The following is a 17,584-nucleotide window of genomic DNA, read 5'->3' as shown; positions in this document are numbered from 1 at the left end:
GTCACCCGCAGTGCAGCGCCGCGTAGAGGTCCAGTTTGTGGTCCAGGCGCGAAAGGTCACGGCCCGTCAGGGACTCCACCCGCTCGATCCGGTAGTGCACCGTGTTGACGTGCAGGTGCAGGGCCTCCGCCGTGCGCGTCCAGGAGCAGTTGTTGGCCAGGAACACCTCCAGCGTCTCGCGCAGCATCCCGTCCCCGAGCGCCCCCAGCGTCCGCGTCGCGTAGACCGACCGGACCTCCTGCGGAACCCCCGACAACAGGGCCGACAGGGTGTCCAGTTGCTCCACCCCGCGCACCGGAGCCGTCTCGTCCGTCGCCGTCAGGGCGAAGCGGGCCTGACGCATCGACGCGCGTAGCGCCTCGGCGCCCGCGGCCCGCGCACCGGCGCCGAGCCGGAGGTCGGCCTCCGGGGCCCCGCAGGCCCGGATCAGCGGCCAGACCGGGCGGAGCAGGCCGGGGACGTCGACTTCCGCGTCCTGGCCCTCGTACAGCACCGCGACCGAGCGGCCCACCGCGTACGGCACTTCTTCCAGGTGGGCCAGCGCCTCGGCCAGGGCGTCGCCGTCCGTCGCCGCGAGCACCCGGTACGGGCCGCCCGCCGGGAGGCCGGCCGCGGCCAGCGCCTCCTCCAGCGCCCCCGGATCCGTGGCCGTCTCCTCCGCTTCGAGCAGTGCGGCCAGCTCCCGGCCGGCGGCGCGGACCGCGTCGGCCCGCCGGCCCCGGCCGTCGCGGTACTGGGCGAAGACCTCGGCGATCTCGTGGAGCACGCGCGGGGGCGCCGCGTCCGCGTCCGGCACGTGCAGCAGCCAGGCGTCGTACGGGGTGCTCTCGGCCTCGATGCGCAGCGACAGCCCCTCGCGCAGCGCGCCCGCGCCCGCCCGCTGGGCCGGGATCGCGGGCGCCGAGGGGGTACGTGCGACGGTGCGCCCGCTCGCGGTGAGCAGGTAGCAGGCGACCTTGCCGAGGTGGGCGCAGGCCCGGTCCAGCAGCTCGGCGGGGCCCGCGCCGCCTTCGAGGAGGCGGCTGAGTTCGGCGCGTACGTTCTCGGGGAGCGCGAAGAGGCGGTTCGGGCGGCGGCTCAGATCGCCCCACTGGCGCAGGTAGACCGCCTCGGTGACCGCGCGGAAGCTGGTCTGCGCGGGCACGGCCACGAGCGGCACGCGGTGGGCACGGCAGGCGGCCACCAGCTCGTCGGGGACCCGGCCGTGGGTCTCCTCGCCCGCCAGGAGGGCGGTGGCCCCGGCCTCGGCGAGCGCGGAGACGAACCGGTCCGCCTTCGCCAGGTCGCCGTCGGCCCACCACACGAGGCCGCTGAGCACGAGCTCGCCGGGGCCCAGGAAGCGGCGCGGGTCCTCCAGGTCGGTGGCGGTGACCCCGCTGACCTCTTGGCCGAGAAGGGCGTCCTCGCCCCAGAGCAGGGTGAGGCCGAGGTTGTCGGACTGAAGCAGGTCGAGGACGTGCATGGCGGGGACTCCTTGGGGTGGGTGGCAGCCCACGGTGGCCACATTCGCCAGGCGAATATGAGAAACACCATCGTAAATGCAAGGTCTAGTGTGCCATCTGCCTCTTGGTTGATCATCCAGGGAGGAGTCCCGGAGGACCGTCTCTTTCCGTGCCCGGCCACAGTCGTCCCGGCCCCGCCACCGTTGGTTCACTGACTGGAAACGCACGGTCCGGAAACGCGCGGTCCTCGGACCGGAGAGGTGGGTGGCTCCCGTTGGATCTCAACACCGTGATCGACGTGCGCGACGCACGCCGCCGCGAACCCTGGCGTCCCGGCGACGCGTGGCTGGGCGGCGGCACGTACCTCTTCTCCGAGCCCCAGCCGCACATCCGCCGCCTGGTCGACCTCTCGCGCATGGGCTGGCCGCCCCTGTCCTGGCAGCCCGACGGCGACCTCGACATCGCCGCCACCTGCACCATCACCGAGCTGTCCCGGTTCGGCCGGTCCCTGCCGGCGACCGCGGCGCCGCTGATCGAGCAGTGCTGCCGGGCCTTCCTCGCCAGCTTCAAGATCTGGAACATGGCCACCGTCGGCGGGAACCTCTGCAACGGCCTGCCGGCCGGCCCGGTCATCTCCCTGGCCGCGGGCCTCGACGCCACCGTCCTCCTCCAGGGCCAGGACGGCGCCACCCGCCGCCTGCCCGTCACCGACTTCATCCGCGGAGCCGGGGTCAAGGACCTGCGCGAGGGCGAACTGCTGCGCTCCGTCCGCGTCCCGGCCCGCTCGCTGACCTGCCGTACGGCCTTCCAGCAGGCCTCCCTCTACGGGCTGGGCCGCTCCGGCGCCCTCGTCATCGGCACGAGCGACCCCCAGGACGGCTCGTTCGCCCTCACGGTCAGCGCCGCCACCACCCGCCCCTTCCGCTTCTGGTTCGCGCTGCCGCCCACCGCCGCCGAGCTGCGCGAGGCGATCGACACCGCCGTCCGGCCGGACGAGTGGTTCGACGACATCCACGGACTGCCCGACTGGCGGCGCCACATGGCCCTGCGCTTGGCCGAGGAGATCCGCCGCGAACTGACGCCGGCGTCGCCGGAGGAGGTTTCCCGATGAGCTACGAGATCGAGATCAACAAGGAGCGCTTCGACACCGAGCCCCGCGCCGGCCAGTGCCTGCGCACCTACCTGCGCGAACGCGGCTGGTTCGGCGTGAAGAAGGGCTGCGACCAGGGCGACTGCGGGGCCTGCACCGTGCACGTCGACGGGCAGCCGGTGCACAGCTGCCTCTACCCGGCCGTCCGCGCCGAGGGCCGCCGCGTGACCACGGTCGAGGGCCTCGCCGAGCCCGGCGGCGAGCTCCACCCGGTCCAGCAGCAGTTCCTCGACGCCCAGGGCTTCCAGTGCGGCTTCTGCACGGCCGGCTTCCTGATGACCACCGCAGCCCTCCAGGCCGAGGAGGGCACCGCCCACGACGACGGCAAGCTCCAGGACCTCCCGCGCGCCTTCAAGGACAACATCTGCCGCTGTACGGGCTACCGCGCCATCGAGGACGCCGTACGCGGGGTGAAGCACACCGAAACCCCGGAACAGGGCGCGGCCGTCGGCAGGTCCCTCGGCGCCCCCGCCGGTCCCCTCGTCGTCACCGGCACCGCCCGCTACACCTTCGACGTGGAGGTGCCCGGGCTGCTCCACATGAAGCTGCTGCGCTCCCCGCACCCGCACGCCCGCATCGTCGACATCGACGTCCGCGAGGCCCTCCAGGTCCCGGGCGTGCACGCCGTCCTCACCCACCACGACGCCCCCGACCGCCTGTACTCGTCCGCCCGGCACGAGCACCCGACCGAGGACCCGATGGACACCCGCGTCCTGGACGACGTGGTCCGCTTCGTCGGGCAGCGCGTCGCGGCCGTCGTGGCCGACAGCGAGCAGGCCGCCGAGGAGGGCTGCCGCCGCGTGGTGGTCACGTACGAGGAGCTCCCGTACGTCCTCGACCCGGAGGAGGCCATGCTCCCGGGCGCCCCCGTCCTCCACCCCAAGGGCCCCGAGTCGGGGATCTTGCGCGCCGAGAACAACGTGTGCGGCGAGGTCCACCACACGATCGGCGACATGGAGCAGGGGTACGCGGAGGCGGACGTCGTCTACGAGGAGACCTTCCGGACGCAGCGCGTGCAGCACGCCAGCCTGGAGACCCACGGCAGCGTGGCGTACTTCGAACCCAAGGAGGAGGGCGACGGCGAGCGCATCACCGTCCGCTCCTCCACCCAGGCCCCGTTCCTGACCCGGCGGGCGCTGTGCGCGCTCTACGACCTGAACGAGGACGAGGTCCGCGTCGTCGCGGGCCGCGTGGGCGGCGGGTTCGGCGGCAAGCAGGAGATGCTCACCGAGGACATCGTGGTCCTCGCCGCCCTGAAGCTGCGGCGGCCGGTGAAACTCGAATTCACCCGGGCCGAGCAGTTCTACGGTGCCACCACCCGCCACCCCTTCAAGATCACCATCAAGATCGGCGCCAAGGCCGACGGCACCCTCACCGCGCTGCGCATCCGCGTGCTCGCCAACACCGGCGCGTACGGCAACCACGGCCCGGCGGTGATGTTCCACAGCGTCGGCGAGTCCTTCGCCGTCTACAAGGCGCCGAACAAGGAGGTGGAGGCGTACTCCGTCTACACCAACGGCGTGCCGGCCGGCGCCTTCCGCGGCTACGGCCTCGGCCAGGTCCTCTTCGCCCTCGAATCGGTGATGGACGAACTCGCGCGCAAGCTGGACATGGACCCGCTCGTCCTGCGCGAGAAGAACGTCATCGGCGCCGGCGACCCCATGGTGACCCCGATCGGCCACGAGGAGGACCTGTTCATCGCCTCGTACGGGATGAAGCAGTGCATGGACGTGGTGCGCAGGGCCATCGCCGAGGACCGCAGCCACGAGGACGTCCCGGAGGGCTGGCTCACCGGTACGGGATCGGCCGTCGCGATGATCGCGACCGGCCCGCCGGGCGGACACTTCGCCGACGCCCGGGTCTCGCTGCTGCGCGACGGCACGTACGACATCGCGGTGGGCACTGCCGAGTTCGGCAACGGCACGACCACCGTCCACAAGCAGATCACCGCGGGCGCCCTCAACACCACGGTCGACCGGATCACCATCAGGCAGTCCGATACGGACGTGGTCCGCCACGACACCGGCGCCTTCGGCTCGGCGGGCACGGTGGTGGCGGGCAAGGCGGTGATGCTGGCGGCCAACTCGCTCGCGGAGCGCCTGCTGACCTTCGCGGCCCGGCACACGGGCGTGGCCCGGCACCTGTGCACGCTGTCGGCCGAGTCCTTCGACTGCGCGGGCAGGACCGTCACGCTCAAGGAGCTGTACGAGGCCGCGTACGACAAGGGCAAGCTGGAGGAGATGGCCGCGGACGGCCACTGGACCGGCTCACCGCGCTCGGTGGCCTTCAACGCGCAGTGGTTCCGCCTCGCCGTCGACCCGGACACGGGGGAGATGAAGATCCTGCGGTCCGTCCACGCGGCGGACGCGGGCAAGGTCATGAACCCGATGCAGTGCCGCGGCCAGGTCGAGGGCGGCGTGGCCCAGGCGCTGGGCGCGACGCTGTTCGAGACCGTACGGGTGGACGAGCGCGGGGAGGTGACCACGGCGGCGTTCCGCCGCTACCGGCTCCCGCAGTACGCGGACGTCCCGCGCACGGAGGTGCACTTCATGGAGACCTCGGACGCGATCGGCCCGCTGGGCGCGAAGTCGATGAGCGAGAGCCCCTTCAACCCGGTGGCCCCGGCGTTCGCCAACGCGCTGCGGGACGCGACCGGGGTCCGGTTCACCGAGACGCCGGTGACGCGCGACCTCGTCTGGCGGAAGGTGAACCAGAGGCTGCACGGCGAGCAGGACCTGCAAGGGCAGAACACACGATGACGCCACATCTGCTGGTTGCATCAGGCCATCAACCTCGCAGATGAGGTTCCGGAATGACGGCCCCCGGGCACAATCGCCCCATGGCCAAACTCATGCTGCACGGAGATCTGGACCACCCCGCGACCCTGAGCGTCGCGGACCTGCGGGACTGGATACAGCACCGGGCCGAGGTCACCTTCGACTGCGCGACGAACGGCCCGCAGCACCATGTTTTCGAAGGCGCGCTGCTGCGCGACGTGGTCTCCGACGCCGGGCCGTCCTTCGACGCGCGCCGGCGCAAGGACCGCAGCCGCTTCCTGCTGGCGGTCAGCGGCGGGGACGGGCACCACACCGTCCTGTCCTGGGCCGAGCTCGACGCGGACTTCGGCAACAGCCCGGTACTGCTGGCGACCCGCCTCGACGGGGAGGACCTCGACGAGGCGGGCGCGCAGCTGGTGGTCCCGTCGGACCGGTGCGGGGCGCGCTACGTCAGCGCCGTCACGCACGTGTGGTTCGGCTCGCTCTCGCCACCGAACCTGGGCCTGTGACCAGGCGATCAGACGATCAGGCGGTCAGGCGGTCGCGAGCGAGATCTCGGTCGACTTGATCAGCGCGACGACGGAGGACCCGGCCGCCAGGCCGAGCGCCTCGACCGCGTCCTTGGTGATGGCGGCGGTCAGCCCGCCGCCGTTCACGTCCACCTTGACCGAGGCCATGGCGCCACCGGTGGCCACGTCGGAGACCGTGCCGGCCAGCTGGTTGCGGATGCTGATGCCCTCGACGGCGCCTGTGGCCAGCGCCACCTCCGTGGCCTTGACGAGCGCCTTGACCGCGGAGCCCTCGGCGATGCCGAGGTCCTTGACGGCGTCGGTGGTGATGGCGGCGGTGATGTCCTGGCCGCCCTCCAGACGGACCTTGACCGTGGCCATGGCCTCGCCGGTGGTGACGGCGGTGACGGTACCGGCGATCTGGTTGCGGATGCTCAGGCTCATGGGCTTGTTCGACCTCTTCGGTAGGGACCTCGCGCGGTCCGGGGGAACCACACAAGATCGACCGTAAACACCCCGGCCCCGGCGCGCGTTCGACCCATCGCATCCGCCAGCCGGATCCACCCGCGCGGCTCGCCTCTGCGGTTTTCAGGCGTCCTGGGGCACCTCCGGCTTCAGCATGCCGCGCAGCGCGTCGCGGAATTCCTCGGTGTCCTCTTCTCCGTGCACGGCGACGGCGTGCTGGACGGCCGCCCCCATGACCTCGTCTTCCTCACCCGTGATGGTCAGGGTGCACCCGATCTCGCTGGGGTACTCCCTGCAGTCCATGACCTTGCGCATGACGCGCCTCCCTTCCACTCCCCACGATCCTCCGCTCGCCCACGCGGCGAAAGCCGGGCCCGGGGGAAAGGGGAGGATGCGCCCGAGCCGCCGGGCACGGTCAGGGCCGGGGGACCACCAGGGGACGGCCGGATGCGCCTGATCGCGAAAAACGGCGGGAAGACCAGCAAGGACGGCCCCGACGAGATCCGGGCCGGGAACGAGACGAAGTCGCGGACATTCTTGCGGGCCGCTCCCGCAGGCGGGTCGCGCCCGGGCGCGACCCGGCGCGGCACTCACTCACACGGGCGAAAGGTCCCAACTCGGTTGGATTTAGTGGTGGTTGCCTGGCATATGCTCGCCGCGACAACTCCAGACACAAGGCAGCCCCCGCCGGGACTCGCAATCCCGACGAGGGCCTGACCACGAGAAGGATCCAACTTCCCGATGGCTTTCCAGCACTCTAACGCGAGCTCGCGCGCCACGTACGGCGTTCAACAGTTCCGCAGCCCCACCCCCGGCACCTGCCGAGGCTGCACCTCCACGCGGCCGGCCCGCCTACGCGTGAGGGCGGGGCCACCCGGTCGGCGGCCCCGCACATCCGGCCCGGAGGCGGCGGTTACGCGTCCGACATCTTCGGCATCTCGCCCGTCGTCTTCGACATGTCGATCACGGCGAAGGCCGCGCCCTGCTGGTCCGTCACCGCCGCGAAGCGGCCGAAGGGGCTGTCCATCGGGCCGAAGTGGAGGGCGCCGCCGTGCTTCTTGGCCTTGGCCACGGCCTCGTCGCAGTCCGGGACCGCGAAGTACACCTGGACGTACGGGGGGATCTCCGGCGGGAACTCGTCGCCCATCTTCATCCGTCCGAGGACCGGGTTCTCCTTGCCCCCCACGCTGAAGATCTTGAAGTCCATCCCGGCCATCTCGGGGTCGTCGCCGGGCTCGATCCTCTGGACCCCGTACGGGAAGACCTGCGCGAGGAACCCGTCCGCCTTGTCCGGGTCACGGGTGAAGACCTCCGCCCAGGCGTACGCGCCCGGCTCGCCGAGCTTCTCGAAGCCCCTGTGCTCGCCCGGCTGCCAGACGCCGAAGACCGCGCCGCTCGGTTCCTTGGCGATGGCCATCGTGCCGAAGGCGCCGACCTGCATCGGCTCCATCATCAGCTGCCCGCCGGCCGCCTTGATCTTCTCGGCCGTGGCCGCCGCGTCGGGCGAGGCGAAGTACAGGCACCACTGCGACGGGGCATCGGCGCCCGGCATCGGCGGGACGACCGCCGCCACCGCCTTGCCGTCGGAGTACGCCTGCGTGTAGTTGCCGTACTCGCTGGACGACTCGCCGAACGTCCAGCCCAGCACGTCGGAGTAGAAGGTCTTGGCGCCCTCCACGTCCTTGAACATCGCGTCCACCCAGCACGGAGCGCCTTCCGGGAACTCAGCCATGATCGATCGACTCCTGTGTCATTTCGTCGCTTTTGCGCGGTTCTCACGCTAGGCCCGCGGTGCGCCGACCGCGCGGGGAAGGCGGCCGCGCGGGAGGCTGGGTCCATGGACATCACGATGCGGCTGGCCCAGCAGCCGGAGGCCGACGAACTCCTCGGCCGCAGCCCGCTCGCCGCACTCGTCGGCATGCTGCTCGACCAGCAGGTGCCGATGGAGTGGGCGTTCTCGGGCCCGTACACGATCGCCCGCCGGATGGGGGCCGACGATCTGGACGCCCACGCCATCGCCGCCAGCGACCCCGAGGCGTTCGCCGCACTGCTCTCCGAGAAGCCGGCCGTGCACCGCTACCCGGGGTCGATGGCGAAGCGGGTGCAGCAGCTGTGCGCGTACCTGGTGGAGCACTACGACGGCGACGCCGAGGCCCTCTGGCGCGATGTACGGACCGGGGACGAGCTGCTGAAGCGGCTCAGGGAACTGCCCGGGTTCGGCGAGCAGAAGGCCCAGATCTTCCTGGCGCTGCTGGGCAAGCAGCTCGGCGTACGCCCCAAGGGCTGGCGCGAGGCGGCCGGCGGCTACGGCCCGGCGAACGTCTACCGCTCGGCGGCGGACATCACCGGGCCGGAGTCCCTGGCGAAGGTGCGGGCGCACAAACAGGAGATGAAGGCGGCCGCCAAGGCCGCCAAAGCGGAGAAGACGGAGAAGACGAAGGAGTAGGGGGAGTCGGGGAAGGCCTAGCGAGCGGTTCCGGCCGTCCCGGCCGGGCGCCCGCGCAGCGCCGACGCGTACACCTCGTCCGCGTCGAGGCGGCGCAGCTCCTCCGCGATCAGCTCCGCCGTGCTGCGGATCTTCAGGGCCACCTTGCGGTCGGGACCGCCCGGCAGGATCAGCGTGGCCAGCGCTCCGTCGGGGCGGTCCACCGTGATCTCGCCCTCCCGGGTCGCCAGCCGGACCCGGGTGATCACGGGCCCGTCCGTGGCGACCCGCTCCACCGGCACCCCGAGCCGGTCCTCCAGCCAGCGGGCCAGCAGTTCGGCGCTCGGGTTGTCGGCCTCGCTCTCCACCGCACCGCCCGTCACCGGCAGTGGCTTCTGGTCCATCGCCGCGGCCAGCAGCGCCCGCCACGGCGTCAGCCGGGTCCAGGCGAGGTCGGTGTCCCCGGGGGCGTACGCGGCGGCCCGCCGGTCCAGTACCGCCACCGGGTCGGCGACGGCCTCCGCGTCCGTGATCCGGCGCTGGGCGAGCGCGCCCAGCGGATCCCGCGCGGGGTCGGCGGGGGCGTCGGCCGGCCACCACACCACCACCGGCGCGTCCGGCACCAGCAGCGGGAGGACCACCGAGCCCGCCTGCTCGGTCAGCGCCCCGTGCAGGCGCAGCAGCACGATCTCCCCGGTCCCGGCGTCGGAGCCGACCCGCAGCTCCGCGTCGAGCCGGGTCTGGCGGAGCTTGTGCGGGCCGCGGAAGGTGCGCTTGATCACGACGATGATGCGGCAGGGGTGTTCGCGCGAGGCCTCCGAGGCCGCGCGGACGGCGTCGTACGCGTTCTCCTCGTCCGTGGCTATGACGAGCGTCAGCACCAGGCCCATCGTGGGGCTGCCCACGGCGCGGCGGGCGTCGAGCAGGGCCCGGTCGATCTTGCTGGACGTGGTGTCGGTGAGTTCGGTCCGCATGGGCCGAAGTCTGTCAGCGCCGAAGCCCCCGGCGGCACCCCGGCGAGGGAACCGGCCGCCGGAATCCGTCACGTACGCCGCGCACCGCCGCGCGGCCCCGTCTCATCTGCGCCGCTTCGCCGTCCCGAAGAGCGACCGCGAGATCTCCCGCCCCAGCTGGGTGCCGACCGACCTGGCCAGCGAGCGGAACAGCCCGCTCCCCACCACCTGCTGGGCGAGCGAGGGCTCGGGCTTCGGCGCGCCGCGCGCCGCCTTCGCCGCCTCCTTGGCCTGCTTCTCCGCCTCCACCTGCGCCGCGGCCGCCTCCGCCGCCGCCTCGGCCGCGGCCTGCTCGGCGCTGATCTTCTCGTACGCCGATTCGCGGTCGACCGGCTCCGCGTAGCGCGAGTGGAGGAGCGAGGACTTCACCGCCGCGTCCATGGCCTCCGCCCCGACCGGGCCCATCAGCGACTGCGGGGCGCGCAGCCGGGTCGCCGCGACCGGGGTCGGGGCGCCCTTCTCGCTGAGTACGGTGATCACCGCCTCGCCCGTGCCGAGCCCGGTCAGCAGCTCCTCCAGGTCGTACGCGGAGTTGGGGAAGGTCCTCACCGTGGCCTTCAGCGCCTTCGCGTCGTCCGGGGTGAAGGCGCGCAGCGCGTGCTGCACGCGGTTGCCGAGCTGCGCCAGCACGTCCGCCGGCACGTCCTTGGGGGTCTGCGTCACGAAGAAGACGCCGATGCCCTTGGAGCGGATCAGCCGCACGGTCTGGGTGATGGACTCCAGGAAGGCCTTCGACGCGCCGTTGAACAGCAGGTGGGCCTCGTCGAAGAAGAAGACGAGCTTCGGCCGCTCCAGGTCTCCGACTTCCGGCAGGTCACCGTAGAGGTCGGCCAGCAGCCACATCAGGAAGGTGGAGAAGAGCTGCGGTTTGTCCTGGACCGCCGGGAGTTCCAGTACGGAGACCAGCCCGCGCCCGTCGGCGGCGGTCCGCAGGAATTCGCCGGTATCGAACTCCGGCTCGCCGAAGAACTCCGAGGCGCCCTGCTGTTCGAACGCGGTCAGGGCCCGCAGGATCACCCCGGCCGTCACCGTGGACAGCCCGCCGATGCCCTTGAGCTCGGCCTTCCCCTGGTCGGAGACGAGGAAGGCGACGACCGCCCGCAGGTCCTTGAGGTCGATCAGCTCCAGTCCCTTGGCGTCGGCGTAATGGAAGATCAGGCCGAGCGACTGCTCCTGGGTCTGGTTGAGCTGGAGCACCTTGGACATCAGCACCGGACCGAAGCTCGTCACGGTGGCCCGTACGGGAATGCCCGCTCCGATCCCGCCCAGCGAATAGAACTCGCTCGGGAATCCGGTGGCCTCCCACTGCTGGCCGACTTCCGCCGCCCGCTGCGCGGTCTTCTCGTTGGGCGTGCCCGGCGCCGAAATCCCGGAGACGTCCCCCTTGATGTCGGCGAGGAACACCGGAACCCCGCCCGCCGAGAGCTGCTCGGCGATGAGCTGGAGCGTCTTCGTCTTGCCGGTGCCGGTGGCGCCCGCAACCAGGCCGTGGCGGTTGAGCATCGACAGCGGGATGCGGATCTGGCAGTCCGGCAGGCAGGCTCCGTCCCAGAGCAGGGCACCCAGTTCGAGCGCGGGTCCGGTGAAGGCGTACCCGGCGGCGATCTGGTCGGCCGGGGACGCGGGGTCGGTGCTCTCGCTCATACATCACTCCCGAAATAGCCCTGCGTGCCACTTTTGCACCGGCTTGGCAAGGCTGCGCCCGCAGGCACCGGCCCGGTAGGCTTTCCGTGTGATCTTCAAGCGCATCGGAAACGGGCGGCCGTACCCCGACCACGGCAGGGAAACCACCCGGCAGTGGGCGGATGTCGCCCCGCGCCCGGTCCGGCTCGACCAGTTGGTGACGACCAAGGGGCAGCTGGACCTGGAGACGCTGCTCGCGGAGGACTCGACGTTCTACGGGGACCTCTTCGCCCACGTCGTGAAGTGGCAGGGCGACCTGTACCTGGAGGACGGACTGCACCGCGCCGTGCGCGCGGCCCTGCAGCAGCGCCAGGTTCTGCACGCCCGCGTACTCGAAATGGACTACTGAGCCGGAACACGCCGTAGGCGAGTCCCGGAAACGCTCCTGCCCGGGCGCCCCTTGGGTTTCCGGTTCGGGAGAATTGCGCCTTTCGGGTCGGTCTTGCCCTATCAACAGATCATTTGGTGGGCATCGCAGGCAGGCGGTACTACGCTGCGCCCATGAGCATGCTCACTCCCCCCGGCATGGGCGGAAAGTACCGCGTCACGGGAGCGGCCTACCCCCGCATGAGCCGACCGCGGCGGCGCCGCCGGATCGTCCTCACCGTGCTCGGAGCAGTCCTCGGTCTGGCCCTGCTCGGCTACGGATCCGTGCAGCTCATGAACGTGTTCCGAGGTGAGGGCGGCAGCGGCAAACACCAGAGCGCCGCGGGCAAGGACTGCGCGACCCCGAAGCCCAGGGCGGGCGCCGCGGCGGCCGCCAGCCCCGCCGCGGCCAAACCGGCCGCGGCCCTGCCCCAGCCCGGCGAGATCACGGTCAACGTCTACAACGCGACCCCGCGCGCCGGGCTCGCCAAGGCGGTCGGCGACGAGCTGAAGAAACGCGGCTTCACCATCGGCAAGGTCGGCAACGCGCCCGCCGACTTCGACAAGAAGGTCCCCGGCACGGGGATACTGCTCGGCTCGCCCACGACCGACAAGGCGGTCTTCGCCGTCCTGGGCACCCAGCTCGAAGGCGATACGCAGCAGACCGACGCCCGCGAGGGCACGGACGTCGACCTGATCCTCGGCGACGCCTTCAAGGAGCTCAGTCCGAAGGAGGCGGCGGACAAGGAGCTGTACCTGCTGGCCAATCCGCAGCCCGCGCCCGCCAAGACCTGCTGAGCCGCCGGGTACCAGGCCCTCCGGCGGCCCTCCCGACCCGACGACCCGCCCCGACGACCCGACGAACGCGAGACGGCCGGCCACCCCCGAAGCGGTGGCCGGCCGTCTCGCGTGCCGGTGCCGGTGCTGGTACCGGTGCCGGGTCCTACTCGGCCGAGCCGTACATGCGGTCCCCCGCGTCGCCCAGGCCCGGGACGATGTAGCCGTGCTCGTTGAGGCGCTCGTCCACCGCGGCGGTCACGACCGTCACCGGGGTGCCCGCGAGGTCGCGCTCCATGACCTCGACGCCCTCGGGGGCGGCCAGCAGCACCACGGCGGTGACGTCGTCGGCGCCGCGCTTGATCAGTTCCTGGATCGCCGCGACGAGCGTGCCGCCGGTGGCCAGCATCGGGTCGACGACGTACACCTGACGGCCGGAGAGGTCCTCGGGCATGCGCGTCGCGTACGTGGAGGCCTCCAGGGTCTCCTCGTTGCGGACCATGCCCATGAAGCCCACCTCGGCGGTCGGCAGCAGCCGCATCATGCCGTCCAGCATGCCGAGACCGGCGCGCAGGATCGGCACGACCAGCGGCCGCGGGTGCGAGAGCTTCACGCCGGTGGTCGGGCCGACCGGGGTGACGATGTCGGCCTGCTCGGTGCGCACGTCGCGGGTGGCCTCGTACGCGAGGAGGGTCACCAGCTCGTCGGCGAGCCGACGGAAGGTGGGGGAGTCGGTGCGCTTGTCGCGCAGGGTGGTCAGTTTGTGCGCCACCAAGGGGTGATCGACGACCTGCAAACGCACAACATCCTCCAAGGCTCAGCTGCCGGGTTTCGACCTGCGACCTGCAAAAACGGCCGCACCTTTTCGCGACCCACGGTCAAAAGGCTACGCGGTGCGCGCACCCCCGCGCGTACGAACCCGCGCCGCCGCCCGCGGATGCGCGCCCGATGCGTACCGGATACGTGCCGGATGCGTGCCGGATCCGCCGCGCATCCCGTGCGGATGCGACCCGCCCGGACGCCCAGCACGCTGGACGGATGAGCAACGCACCGGTGGTCGCGGCGGTCGACGGGTCCGAGCACAGCCTCAGAGCGCTGGAATGGGCGCGGACCGAGGCGCTGCGGCGCGGCACCGCGCTCGTGGTCGCGCACGTACTGTCCGACAGCGTCCAGCTGTACGCGGCGCGCCGCTCCTCCCTCGCCGACCCCTCGCAGCCGAAGGAGCACCCCGACCCCGTCGGGGAGCACGTGCGGGACGTCCTCGCCGGAGCCGCCGAGCTGCCGGCCGAGGTGCGGTACGAGTCGCTGGAGGGCTCCGTACCGGAGGCCCTGCGGGTCACCGCGGAGCAGGCCCTGATGGTGGTGATGGGCTCCCGGGGGCGCGGCGGCTTCGCGGCCCTGCTGCTCGGGTCGAACAGCCGCGCCGTGGCGTCTTCGGCGGTGTGCCCGGTGGTGGTGGTCCCGCACGCGGAGCGCAGCGCCGCGGCCGGGTCCGGGCCGTCCGGCGGGCGGGTGGTGCTCGGCCTGCACGCCGCGGAGACGGCGGACGACGTGGTGGCCTTCGCCTTCGCGGAAGCGGCCGCACGGGGGACCACCGTCCAGGTGGTCTCGGCGTACGCGATCCCGCCGGCTCCGGTGATGGTGGTGGACGCCCCCTTCCAGGTGATCCCGCCGGAGGGGCTGGCCGACGACGGGAACGCGGTGCCGGCGGAGCGGGAGATGCTGCGCTCCCAGACGGAGCGGCTGGCGCCGTTCCGGGCCCGCTGGCCGCAGGTGCCCGTGGAACAGGCGGCGGTCCCGGGCGACGCGGCGGAGCGGCTGGTGACGGCCTCCCGGTCGGCGGACCTGGTGGTGGTGGGCCGCCACCACCCGCGGCGCAGCGTGGGATCCCTGATGATCGGCTCGGTGGCCCACGCGGTCCTGCACCACGCGCACGGGCCCGTGGCGGTCGTCCCGACCCTGCCGGACGGGGAAGACGCCCCCTGACACGCCCCCCGACACGCTCCCGACACCCTCCTGAGCTGCGAAGGCGCCGAGAAAGGGTGGCATCAATCCGCCGGTCCGGGGGAAGGTGGGGTGCGGGGGGTCTGCTTCGCGTCGGCGGAGGAGGACGACCGGACCAGCCGGGGTGGTGGCCGATGCCCGAGACGCAGCCGAGCCGGAGCGACGACGCGCCTGAGCAGCCGGAGACGCCGGCGCAGCGCAGAGCGCGCCGCGCGCAGTTCCTGCGCGACCTGATGGAGGCGCGGGCCCTGCGCGACCGCGTCCAGCCCCGCCGCGCCCGCGCCGCCCGTATGCGCCAGCAGATGCGCATGCGTACGTTCCGCTGGTGACCCGGGGCGCCGCGCCGAGGGCCGGGGCGGGATCGCGGGACCCCCGCGAGGCCGCCGCAGGGCGCCCCGGCGGCCCCCGTACAGCCCCCGTACAGCCCGCTGAGCGCACGGCACGGGACGACGCAAGCGCCGAAGACCTCTCGCAAAGCCGCGCTTTCTGCCACGATGCCGATTGGGCGGGGCACGAAACGGCGAGCAGGACAGCCGTTCCAACCCTCCCCACCTCCGGCCGGGGGGACCTCCAACCGGCACGCCTATGACCAGTGGGAGAGTCACGGTGTATTTCGCCGCACTGCTCGCGCGCACCGAAGACGGGTGGGAAGCGAGCGACATGGAACTCGACGACGTCGAGTCCCTCAGTGATCTGATCGATCTCGCCCGTGCCGCCGCTGTCGACGACGACACGGTGGTCGCCCTCATCGAGCAGGAGGACGCCTGGTTCGGCGTCGTCCGCGTGGACGGCGAGGAGGACCCGCGGTACTTCGTGTCGAACGCCTCGGCCGCCTCCCGCAGCTCCTACGGCTCGATGCTGACCGACGAGCTGCTGGGCAGCGACGAGGAGGACGACGAACTCGACGAACTGGACCTGGACGGCACCGAGGACGGCGAGGAGGACACGATCGCCGCGTTCACCGATGCCGACGACGAGGACGAGGACGAGGAGGACTCGCCCAGCGCGGAACCGGTACCCACCGGTCCGCTCGGCGACCCCCGGCTGCTGGACGACCTCGGCGTCAGCAACAAACAACTGATGACCCTCGACGGGGACGCCCTCTCGGAGATCGCCGAGTCCCTCGGCGCCACCGAGGTGCTGGAGGCCGTCCGCTAGTGATCACCACGCACCACCCCGCGCACGGCCCCGATCCCGTACGGGACCCGTGGCGGGACTCCATGCGCCTCGCGCTCGCGGAGGCCGCCCGGGCGGTGCCGGCCGGCGACGTGCCGGTCGGCGCCCTCGTGCTGGGCCCGGACGGGGAGCTCCTCGCCTCCGGGTACAACGAGCGCGAGGCCACCGGCGACCCCACGGCGCACGCCGAGGTGCTGGCGCTGCGCCGGGCGGCCGCCCGGCTCGGGGAATGGCGGCTTCCGGGGTGCACCCTCGTGGTGACCCTGGAGCCGTGCGTGATGTGCGCGGGCGCGCTCGTGCAGTCGCGGGTGGCCCGGGTGGTCTACGGCGCCGACGACGAGAAGGCGGGTGCCGCGGGGTCGCTCTGGGACCTCGTACGGGACCGCAGGCTCAACCACCGTCCGGAGGTGATCCGCGGCGTGCTCGCGCAGGAGTGCGCGCGGCAGCTGACGGACTTCTTCCGCGACCGCTGAGGGGGCGCTGAGGGGCGCTGAGGGGGCTCGGCGGCACCGATTTCATTTGATGCCGATCCTTAGGCTAGGATCCATCTCGGTAGTGTGTCCGAGTGGCCGAAGGAGCTCGCCTCGAAAGCGAGTATGGGGCAACCCATCGGGGGTTCAAATCCCTCCACTACCGCTTCGTTCGAGAGCCCCGCCCCGCAAGGGACGGGGCTCTCGGCGTTTTCCGGGCCCACCGCCGCACACGGGCCCACCGCCGCGTACCGGCGCGCCCTACGCGTACCGGCGCGCCCTTCGCGTCTTTACGGATGACGTCCGCGTGACCGCGCGCCCCGCTCGGCCGTTGTCACGGCATGACCAAGACCCAGCGCATGCTCGCCGCCTTCGCCCTCGCGGGGGCCGCCGCGGGCCTCGCCGCTCCCGCCGCCTCCGCCGCCGCCCCGGCCCCGATCACCCTCCCGGACCTGCCGCAGGCCGCCCCGGGCATGCCGCAGGGGGCCACGCCCGGCTCCGTCCAGGAGATCGGCGGGAAGCTCAACGAGCTGGACAAGCTCGGCCGGCTGACGGAGCTGCCGAACGACCTGATGCCCGTCGTCGCCCCCGTGGAGCCCGTCCTGGGTCTGCTCGGCGCCATCCAGTAACCAACAGGCGGTAGCTGCGGGCCGCGGAACCCGAAGAAGGCCCCGACCGGGGTCGGGGCCTTCGACGTACGGGCGGGGGAAGTGGCATCGGGGGGACAAGCCACTTCCCCCGACGAGGACGGAACCTGCCAGTCCGGGCCGCAGTCAGGGGGAAGCTTGCGGCTCGGACCCCGCAGTGAGGTCCTGTCCCTCACCCACCGATTTCCTGCCAGAACCGGTGGGCTCGTCTTCAATACTGCGCCACCCCCACCTTCCCCCGCCGCGGCAAAGGGCCCGGACCGCCGGGTCATTGGTCCATAAAGGCCTGGTGAGTGTCCGAAGACGAACGGTTAGACTCACCCGACTTGGCAGTACCGGTTGGGGAGGCCGACACCGCTGATGGACACCAAGAAGATGATCATGAGTGGGCTCGTCGTATTCGTGCTCTTCGTGATCATCACCCAGCCGGTCAAGGCTGCCGACATCGTCAAAATCGGCTTCCAGGGCATATCGGACGCCGCTCACGGCATCGGCGCGTTCATGACCGAATTGGTGCGCTGACCCGTACGCTGACGCGGCCTTTCGACCGACCGGCCCCCCACTCCGACGGGTGGGGGGCTTTTACGTTCCCGCACCCTCGTCATTACCTTGCCCAAAACACCCCATTATGCCCAACTTGCCCTCAACACGGCGATATACGGTGCTTGCACACAGTGCAC

The 17,584-nt window shown here is 71.9% G+C and carries 19 protein-coding genes and 1 tRNA gene; 13 read left to right on the top strand and 7 right to left on the bottom strand.

The genetic code is table 11. The features are described from left to right. Position 1: 1 nt before the first annotated feature. Entirely contained in the window at positions 2 to 1,462 is a 1,461-nt protein-coding gene (locus tag CP980_RS17620) for a PucR family transcriptional regulator (protein WP_150528578.1), read from the bottom strand. Between the two features lie 254 nt (positions 1,463 to 1,716). On the opposite strand from CP980_RS17620, the gene CP980_RS17615 reads away from it, so the two are divergent. The 3 genes from CP980_RS17615 (at position 1,717) to CP980_RS17605 (ending at position 5,878) form a co-directional block, all read left to right on the top strand. Further along, positions 1,717 to 2,553, top strand: coding sequence for an FAD binding domain-containing protein (locus CP980_RS17615; RefSeq protein ID WP_150528577.1), 837 nt, complete (start codon positions 1,717 to 1,719; stop codon positions 2,551 to 2,553). Next, a complete protein-coding gene (locus tag CP980_RS17610; RefSeq protein ID WP_150528576.1) occupies positions 2,550 to 5,351 on the top strand; it encodes a molybdopterin-dependent oxidoreductase in 2,802 nt (933 codons plus the stop codon). The genes CP980_RS17615 and CP980_RS17610 overlap by 4 nt, the downstream gene beginning before the upstream one ends. Positions 5,352 to 5,431: 80 nt before the next feature. Next, positions 5,432 to 5,878, top strand: coding sequence for a molybdopterin-dependent oxidoreductase (locus CP980_RS17605; protein WP_229907423.1), 447 nt, complete (start codon positions 5,432 to 5,434; stop codon positions 5,876 to 5,878). Positions 5,879 to 5,902: 24 nt separating this feature from the next. Here the strand turns inward: CP980_RS17605 and CP980_RS17600 are convergent, their stop codons facing one another. The 3 genes from CP980_RS17600 to CP980_RS17590 form a co-directional block, all read right to left on the bottom strand. Beyond that, on the bottom strand, positions 5,903 to 6,322 hold the full coding sequence (locus CP980_RS17600) for a TOBE domain-containing protein (protein ID WP_099890926.1): 420 nt from the start codon (positions 6,320 to 6,322) through the stop codon (positions 5,903 to 5,905). Positions 6,323 to 6,466: 144 nt separating this feature from the next. After that, positions 6,467 to 6,658, bottom strand: coding sequence for a DUF1059 domain-containing protein (locus CP980_RS17595; protein WP_132761414.1), 192 nt, complete (start codon positions 6,656 to 6,658; stop codon positions 6,467 to 6,469). 598 nt (positions 6,659 to 7,256) lie between these two features. After that, on the bottom strand, positions 7,257 to 8,075 hold the full coding sequence (locus CP980_RS17590; protein ID WP_132761413.1) for a VOC family protein: 819 nt from the start codon (positions 8,073 to 8,075) through the stop codon (positions 7,257 to 7,259). A 105-nt stretch (positions 8,076 to 8,180) separates the two neighbouring features. On the opposite strand from CP980_RS17590, the gene CP980_RS17585 reads away from it, so the two are divergent. Beyond that, entirely contained in the window at positions 8,181 to 8,789 is a 609-nt protein-coding gene (locus CP980_RS17585) for an HhH-GPD-type base excision DNA repair protein (RefSeq protein WP_132761412.1), read from the top strand. A 17-nt stretch (positions 8,790 to 8,806) separates the two neighbouring features. On the opposite strand, the gene opcA is transcribed toward CP980_RS17585, so the two are convergent. Continuing rightward, positions 8,807 to 9,742 carry a glucose-6-phosphate dehydrogenase assembly protein OpcA gene (gene opcA / locus CP980_RS17580; protein ID WP_150528575.1) on the bottom strand — a complete coding sequence of 312 codons (936 nt, stop codon included), beginning with the start codon at positions 9,740 to 9,742 and terminating at the stop codon, positions 8,807 to 8,809. A gap of 102 nt (positions 9,743 to 9,844) precedes the next feature. Next, positions 9,845 to 11,425, bottom strand: coding sequence for a helicase HerA-like domain-containing protein (locus tag CP980_RS17575; RefSeq protein ID WP_150528574.1), 1,581 nt, complete (start codon positions 11,423 to 11,425; stop codon positions 9,845 to 9,847). Between the two features lie 88 nt (positions 11,426 to 11,513). Here CP980_RS17575 and CP980_RS17570 point away from each other — a divergent pair, with 88 nt between their 5' ends. Beyond that, a complete protein-coding gene (locus tag CP980_RS17570; RefSeq protein ID WP_030160221.1) occupies positions 11,514 to 11,813 on the top strand; it encodes a type II toxin-antitoxin system VapB family antitoxin in 300 nt (99 codons plus the stop codon). Positions 11,814 to 11,965: 152 nt separating this feature from the next. Then, on the top strand, positions 11,966 to 12,628 hold the full coding sequence (locus CP980_RS17565; protein ID WP_099890914.1) for a LytR C-terminal domain-containing protein: 663 nt from the start codon (positions 11,966 to 11,968) through the stop codon (positions 12,626 to 12,628). 145 nt (positions 12,629 to 12,773) lie between these two features. Here CP980_RS17565 and upp read toward each other — a convergent pair whose 3' ends face one another. Continuing rightward, positions 12,774 to 13,409, bottom strand: coding sequence for a uracil phosphoribosyltransferase (upp, locus tag CP980_RS17560; protein WP_030160225.1), 636 nt, complete (start codon positions 13,407 to 13,409; stop codon positions 12,774 to 12,776). 236 nt (positions 13,410 to 13,645) lie between these two features. Here upp and CP980_RS17555 point away from each other — a divergent pair, with 236 nt between their 5' ends. The 7 genes from CP980_RS17555 to CP980_RS17525 all read left to right on the top strand — a co-directional run bounded on the left by CP980_RS17555 (position 13,646) and on the right by CP980_RS17525 (position 17,426). After that, positions 13,646 to 14,593 carry a universal stress protein gene (locus tag CP980_RS17555; protein ID WP_150528573.1) on the top strand — a complete coding sequence of 316 codons (948 nt, stop codon included), beginning with the start codon at positions 13,646 to 13,648 and terminating at the stop codon, positions 14,591 to 14,593. A gap of 152 nt (positions 14,594 to 14,745) precedes the next feature. After that, positions 14,746 to 14,940 carry a hypothetical protein gene (locus CP980_RS17550; RefSeq protein WP_132761409.1) on the top strand — a complete coding sequence of 65 codons (195 nt, stop codon included), beginning with the start codon at positions 14,746 to 14,748 and terminating at the stop codon, positions 14,938 to 14,940. A 277-nt stretch (positions 14,941 to 15,217) separates the two neighbouring features. Next, positions 15,218 to 15,769: a tRNA adenosine deaminase-associated protein gene (locus CP980_RS17545; protein ID WP_150528572.1), complete on the top strand. Its 552-nt coding sequence runs from the start codon at positions 15,218 to 15,220 to the stop codon at positions 15,767 to 15,769. After that, complete coding sequence (gene tadA / locus CP980_RS17540; RefSeq protein WP_132761407.1) at positions 15,769 to 16,260, top strand: tRNA adenosine(34) deaminase TadA; 492 nt, start codon at positions 15,769 to 15,771, stop codon at positions 16,258 to 16,260. Before CP980_RS17545 ends, tadA begins: the two co-directional genes overlap by 1 nt. Before the next feature lie 78 nt (positions 16,261 to 16,338). Continuing rightward, positions 16,339 to 16,423 (top strand) — tRNA-Ser (locus CP980_RS17535). A 175-nt stretch (positions 16,424 to 16,598) separates the two neighbouring features. Next, positions 16,599 to 16,886, top strand: a complete 288-nt coding sequence (locus CP980_RS17530) for a hypothetical protein (protein WP_099890903.1) — start codon at positions 16,599 to 16,601, stop codon at positions 16,884 to 16,886. Positions 16,887 to 17,264: 378 nt separating this feature from the next. Then, positions 17,265 to 17,426: a hypothetical protein gene (locus CP980_RS17525; RefSeq protein ID WP_165937499.1), complete on the top strand. Its 162-nt coding sequence runs from the start codon at positions 17,265 to 17,267 to the stop codon at positions 17,424 to 17,426. Positions 17,427 to 17,584: the final 158 nt, after the last annotated feature.

The sequence above is a fragment of the Streptomyces vinaceus genome, assembly GCF_008704935.1.
In the GTDB taxonomy this organism is placed as follows: Bacteria; Actinomycetota; Actinomycetes; order Streptomycetales; family Streptomycetaceae; genus Streptomyces; species Streptomyces vinaceus.
This window is presented reverse-complemented; position numbering and strand designations above follow the sequence as displayed.

Excerpts from the sequence above, each read along its gene's own strand:
- CP980_RS17620 (WP_150528578.1), bottom strand. The coding sequence starts at position 1,462 with ATGCACGTCCTCGACCTGCTTCAGTCCGACAACCTCGGCCTCACCCTG.
- CP980_RS17610 (WP_150528576.1), top strand. The coding sequence starts at position 2,550 with ATGAGCTACGAGATCGAGATCAACAAGGAGCGCTTCGACACCGAGCCC.
- CP980_RS17605 (WP_229907423.1), top strand. The coding sequence starts at position 5,432 with ATGGCCAAACTCATGCTGCACGGAGATCTGGACCACCCCGCGACCCTG.
- CP980_RS17600 (WP_099890926.1), bottom strand. The coding sequence starts at position 6,322 with ATGAGCCTGAGCATCCGCAACCAGATCGCCGGTACCGTCACCGCCGTC.
- CP980_RS17595 (WP_132761414.1), bottom strand. The coding sequence starts at position 6,658 with ATGCGCAAGGTCATGGACTGCAGGGAGTACCCCAGCGAGATCGGGTGC.
- CP980_RS17590 (WP_132761413.1), bottom strand. The coding sequence starts at position 8,075 with ATGGCTGAGTTCCCGGAAGGCGCTCCGTGCTGGGTGGACGCGATGTTC.
- CP980_RS17585 (WP_132761412.1), top strand. The coding sequence starts at position 8,181 with ATGGACATCACGATGCGGCTGGCCCAGCAGCCGGAGGCCGACGAACTC.
- opcA (WP_150528575.1), bottom strand. The coding sequence starts at position 9,742 with ATGCGGACCGAACTCACCGACACCACGTCCAGCAAGATCGACCGGGCC.
- CP980_RS17575 (WP_150528574.1), bottom strand. The coding sequence starts at position 11,425 with ATGAGCGAGAGCACCGACCCCGCGTCCCCGGCCGACCAGATCGCCGCC.
- CP980_RS17565 (WP_099890914.1), top strand. The coding sequence starts at position 11,966 with ATGAGCATGCTCACTCCCCCCGGCATGGGCGGAAAGTACCGCGTCACG.
- CP980_RS17555 (WP_150528573.1), top strand. The coding sequence starts at position 13,646 with ATGAGCAACGCACCGGTGGTCGCGGCGGTCGACGGGTCCGAGCACAGC.
- CP980_RS17550 (WP_132761409.1), top strand. The coding sequence starts at position 14,746 with ATGCCCGAGACGCAGCCGAGCCGGAGCGACGACGCGCCTGAGCAGCCG.
- CP980_RS17530 (WP_099890903.1), top strand. The coding sequence starts at position 16,599 with ATGACCAAGACCCAGCGCATGCTCGCCGCCTTCGCCCTCGCGGGGGCC.
- CP980_RS17525 (WP_165937499.1), top strand. The coding sequence starts at position 17,265 with ATGGACACCAAGAAGATGATCATGAGTGGGCTCGTCGTATTCGTGCTC.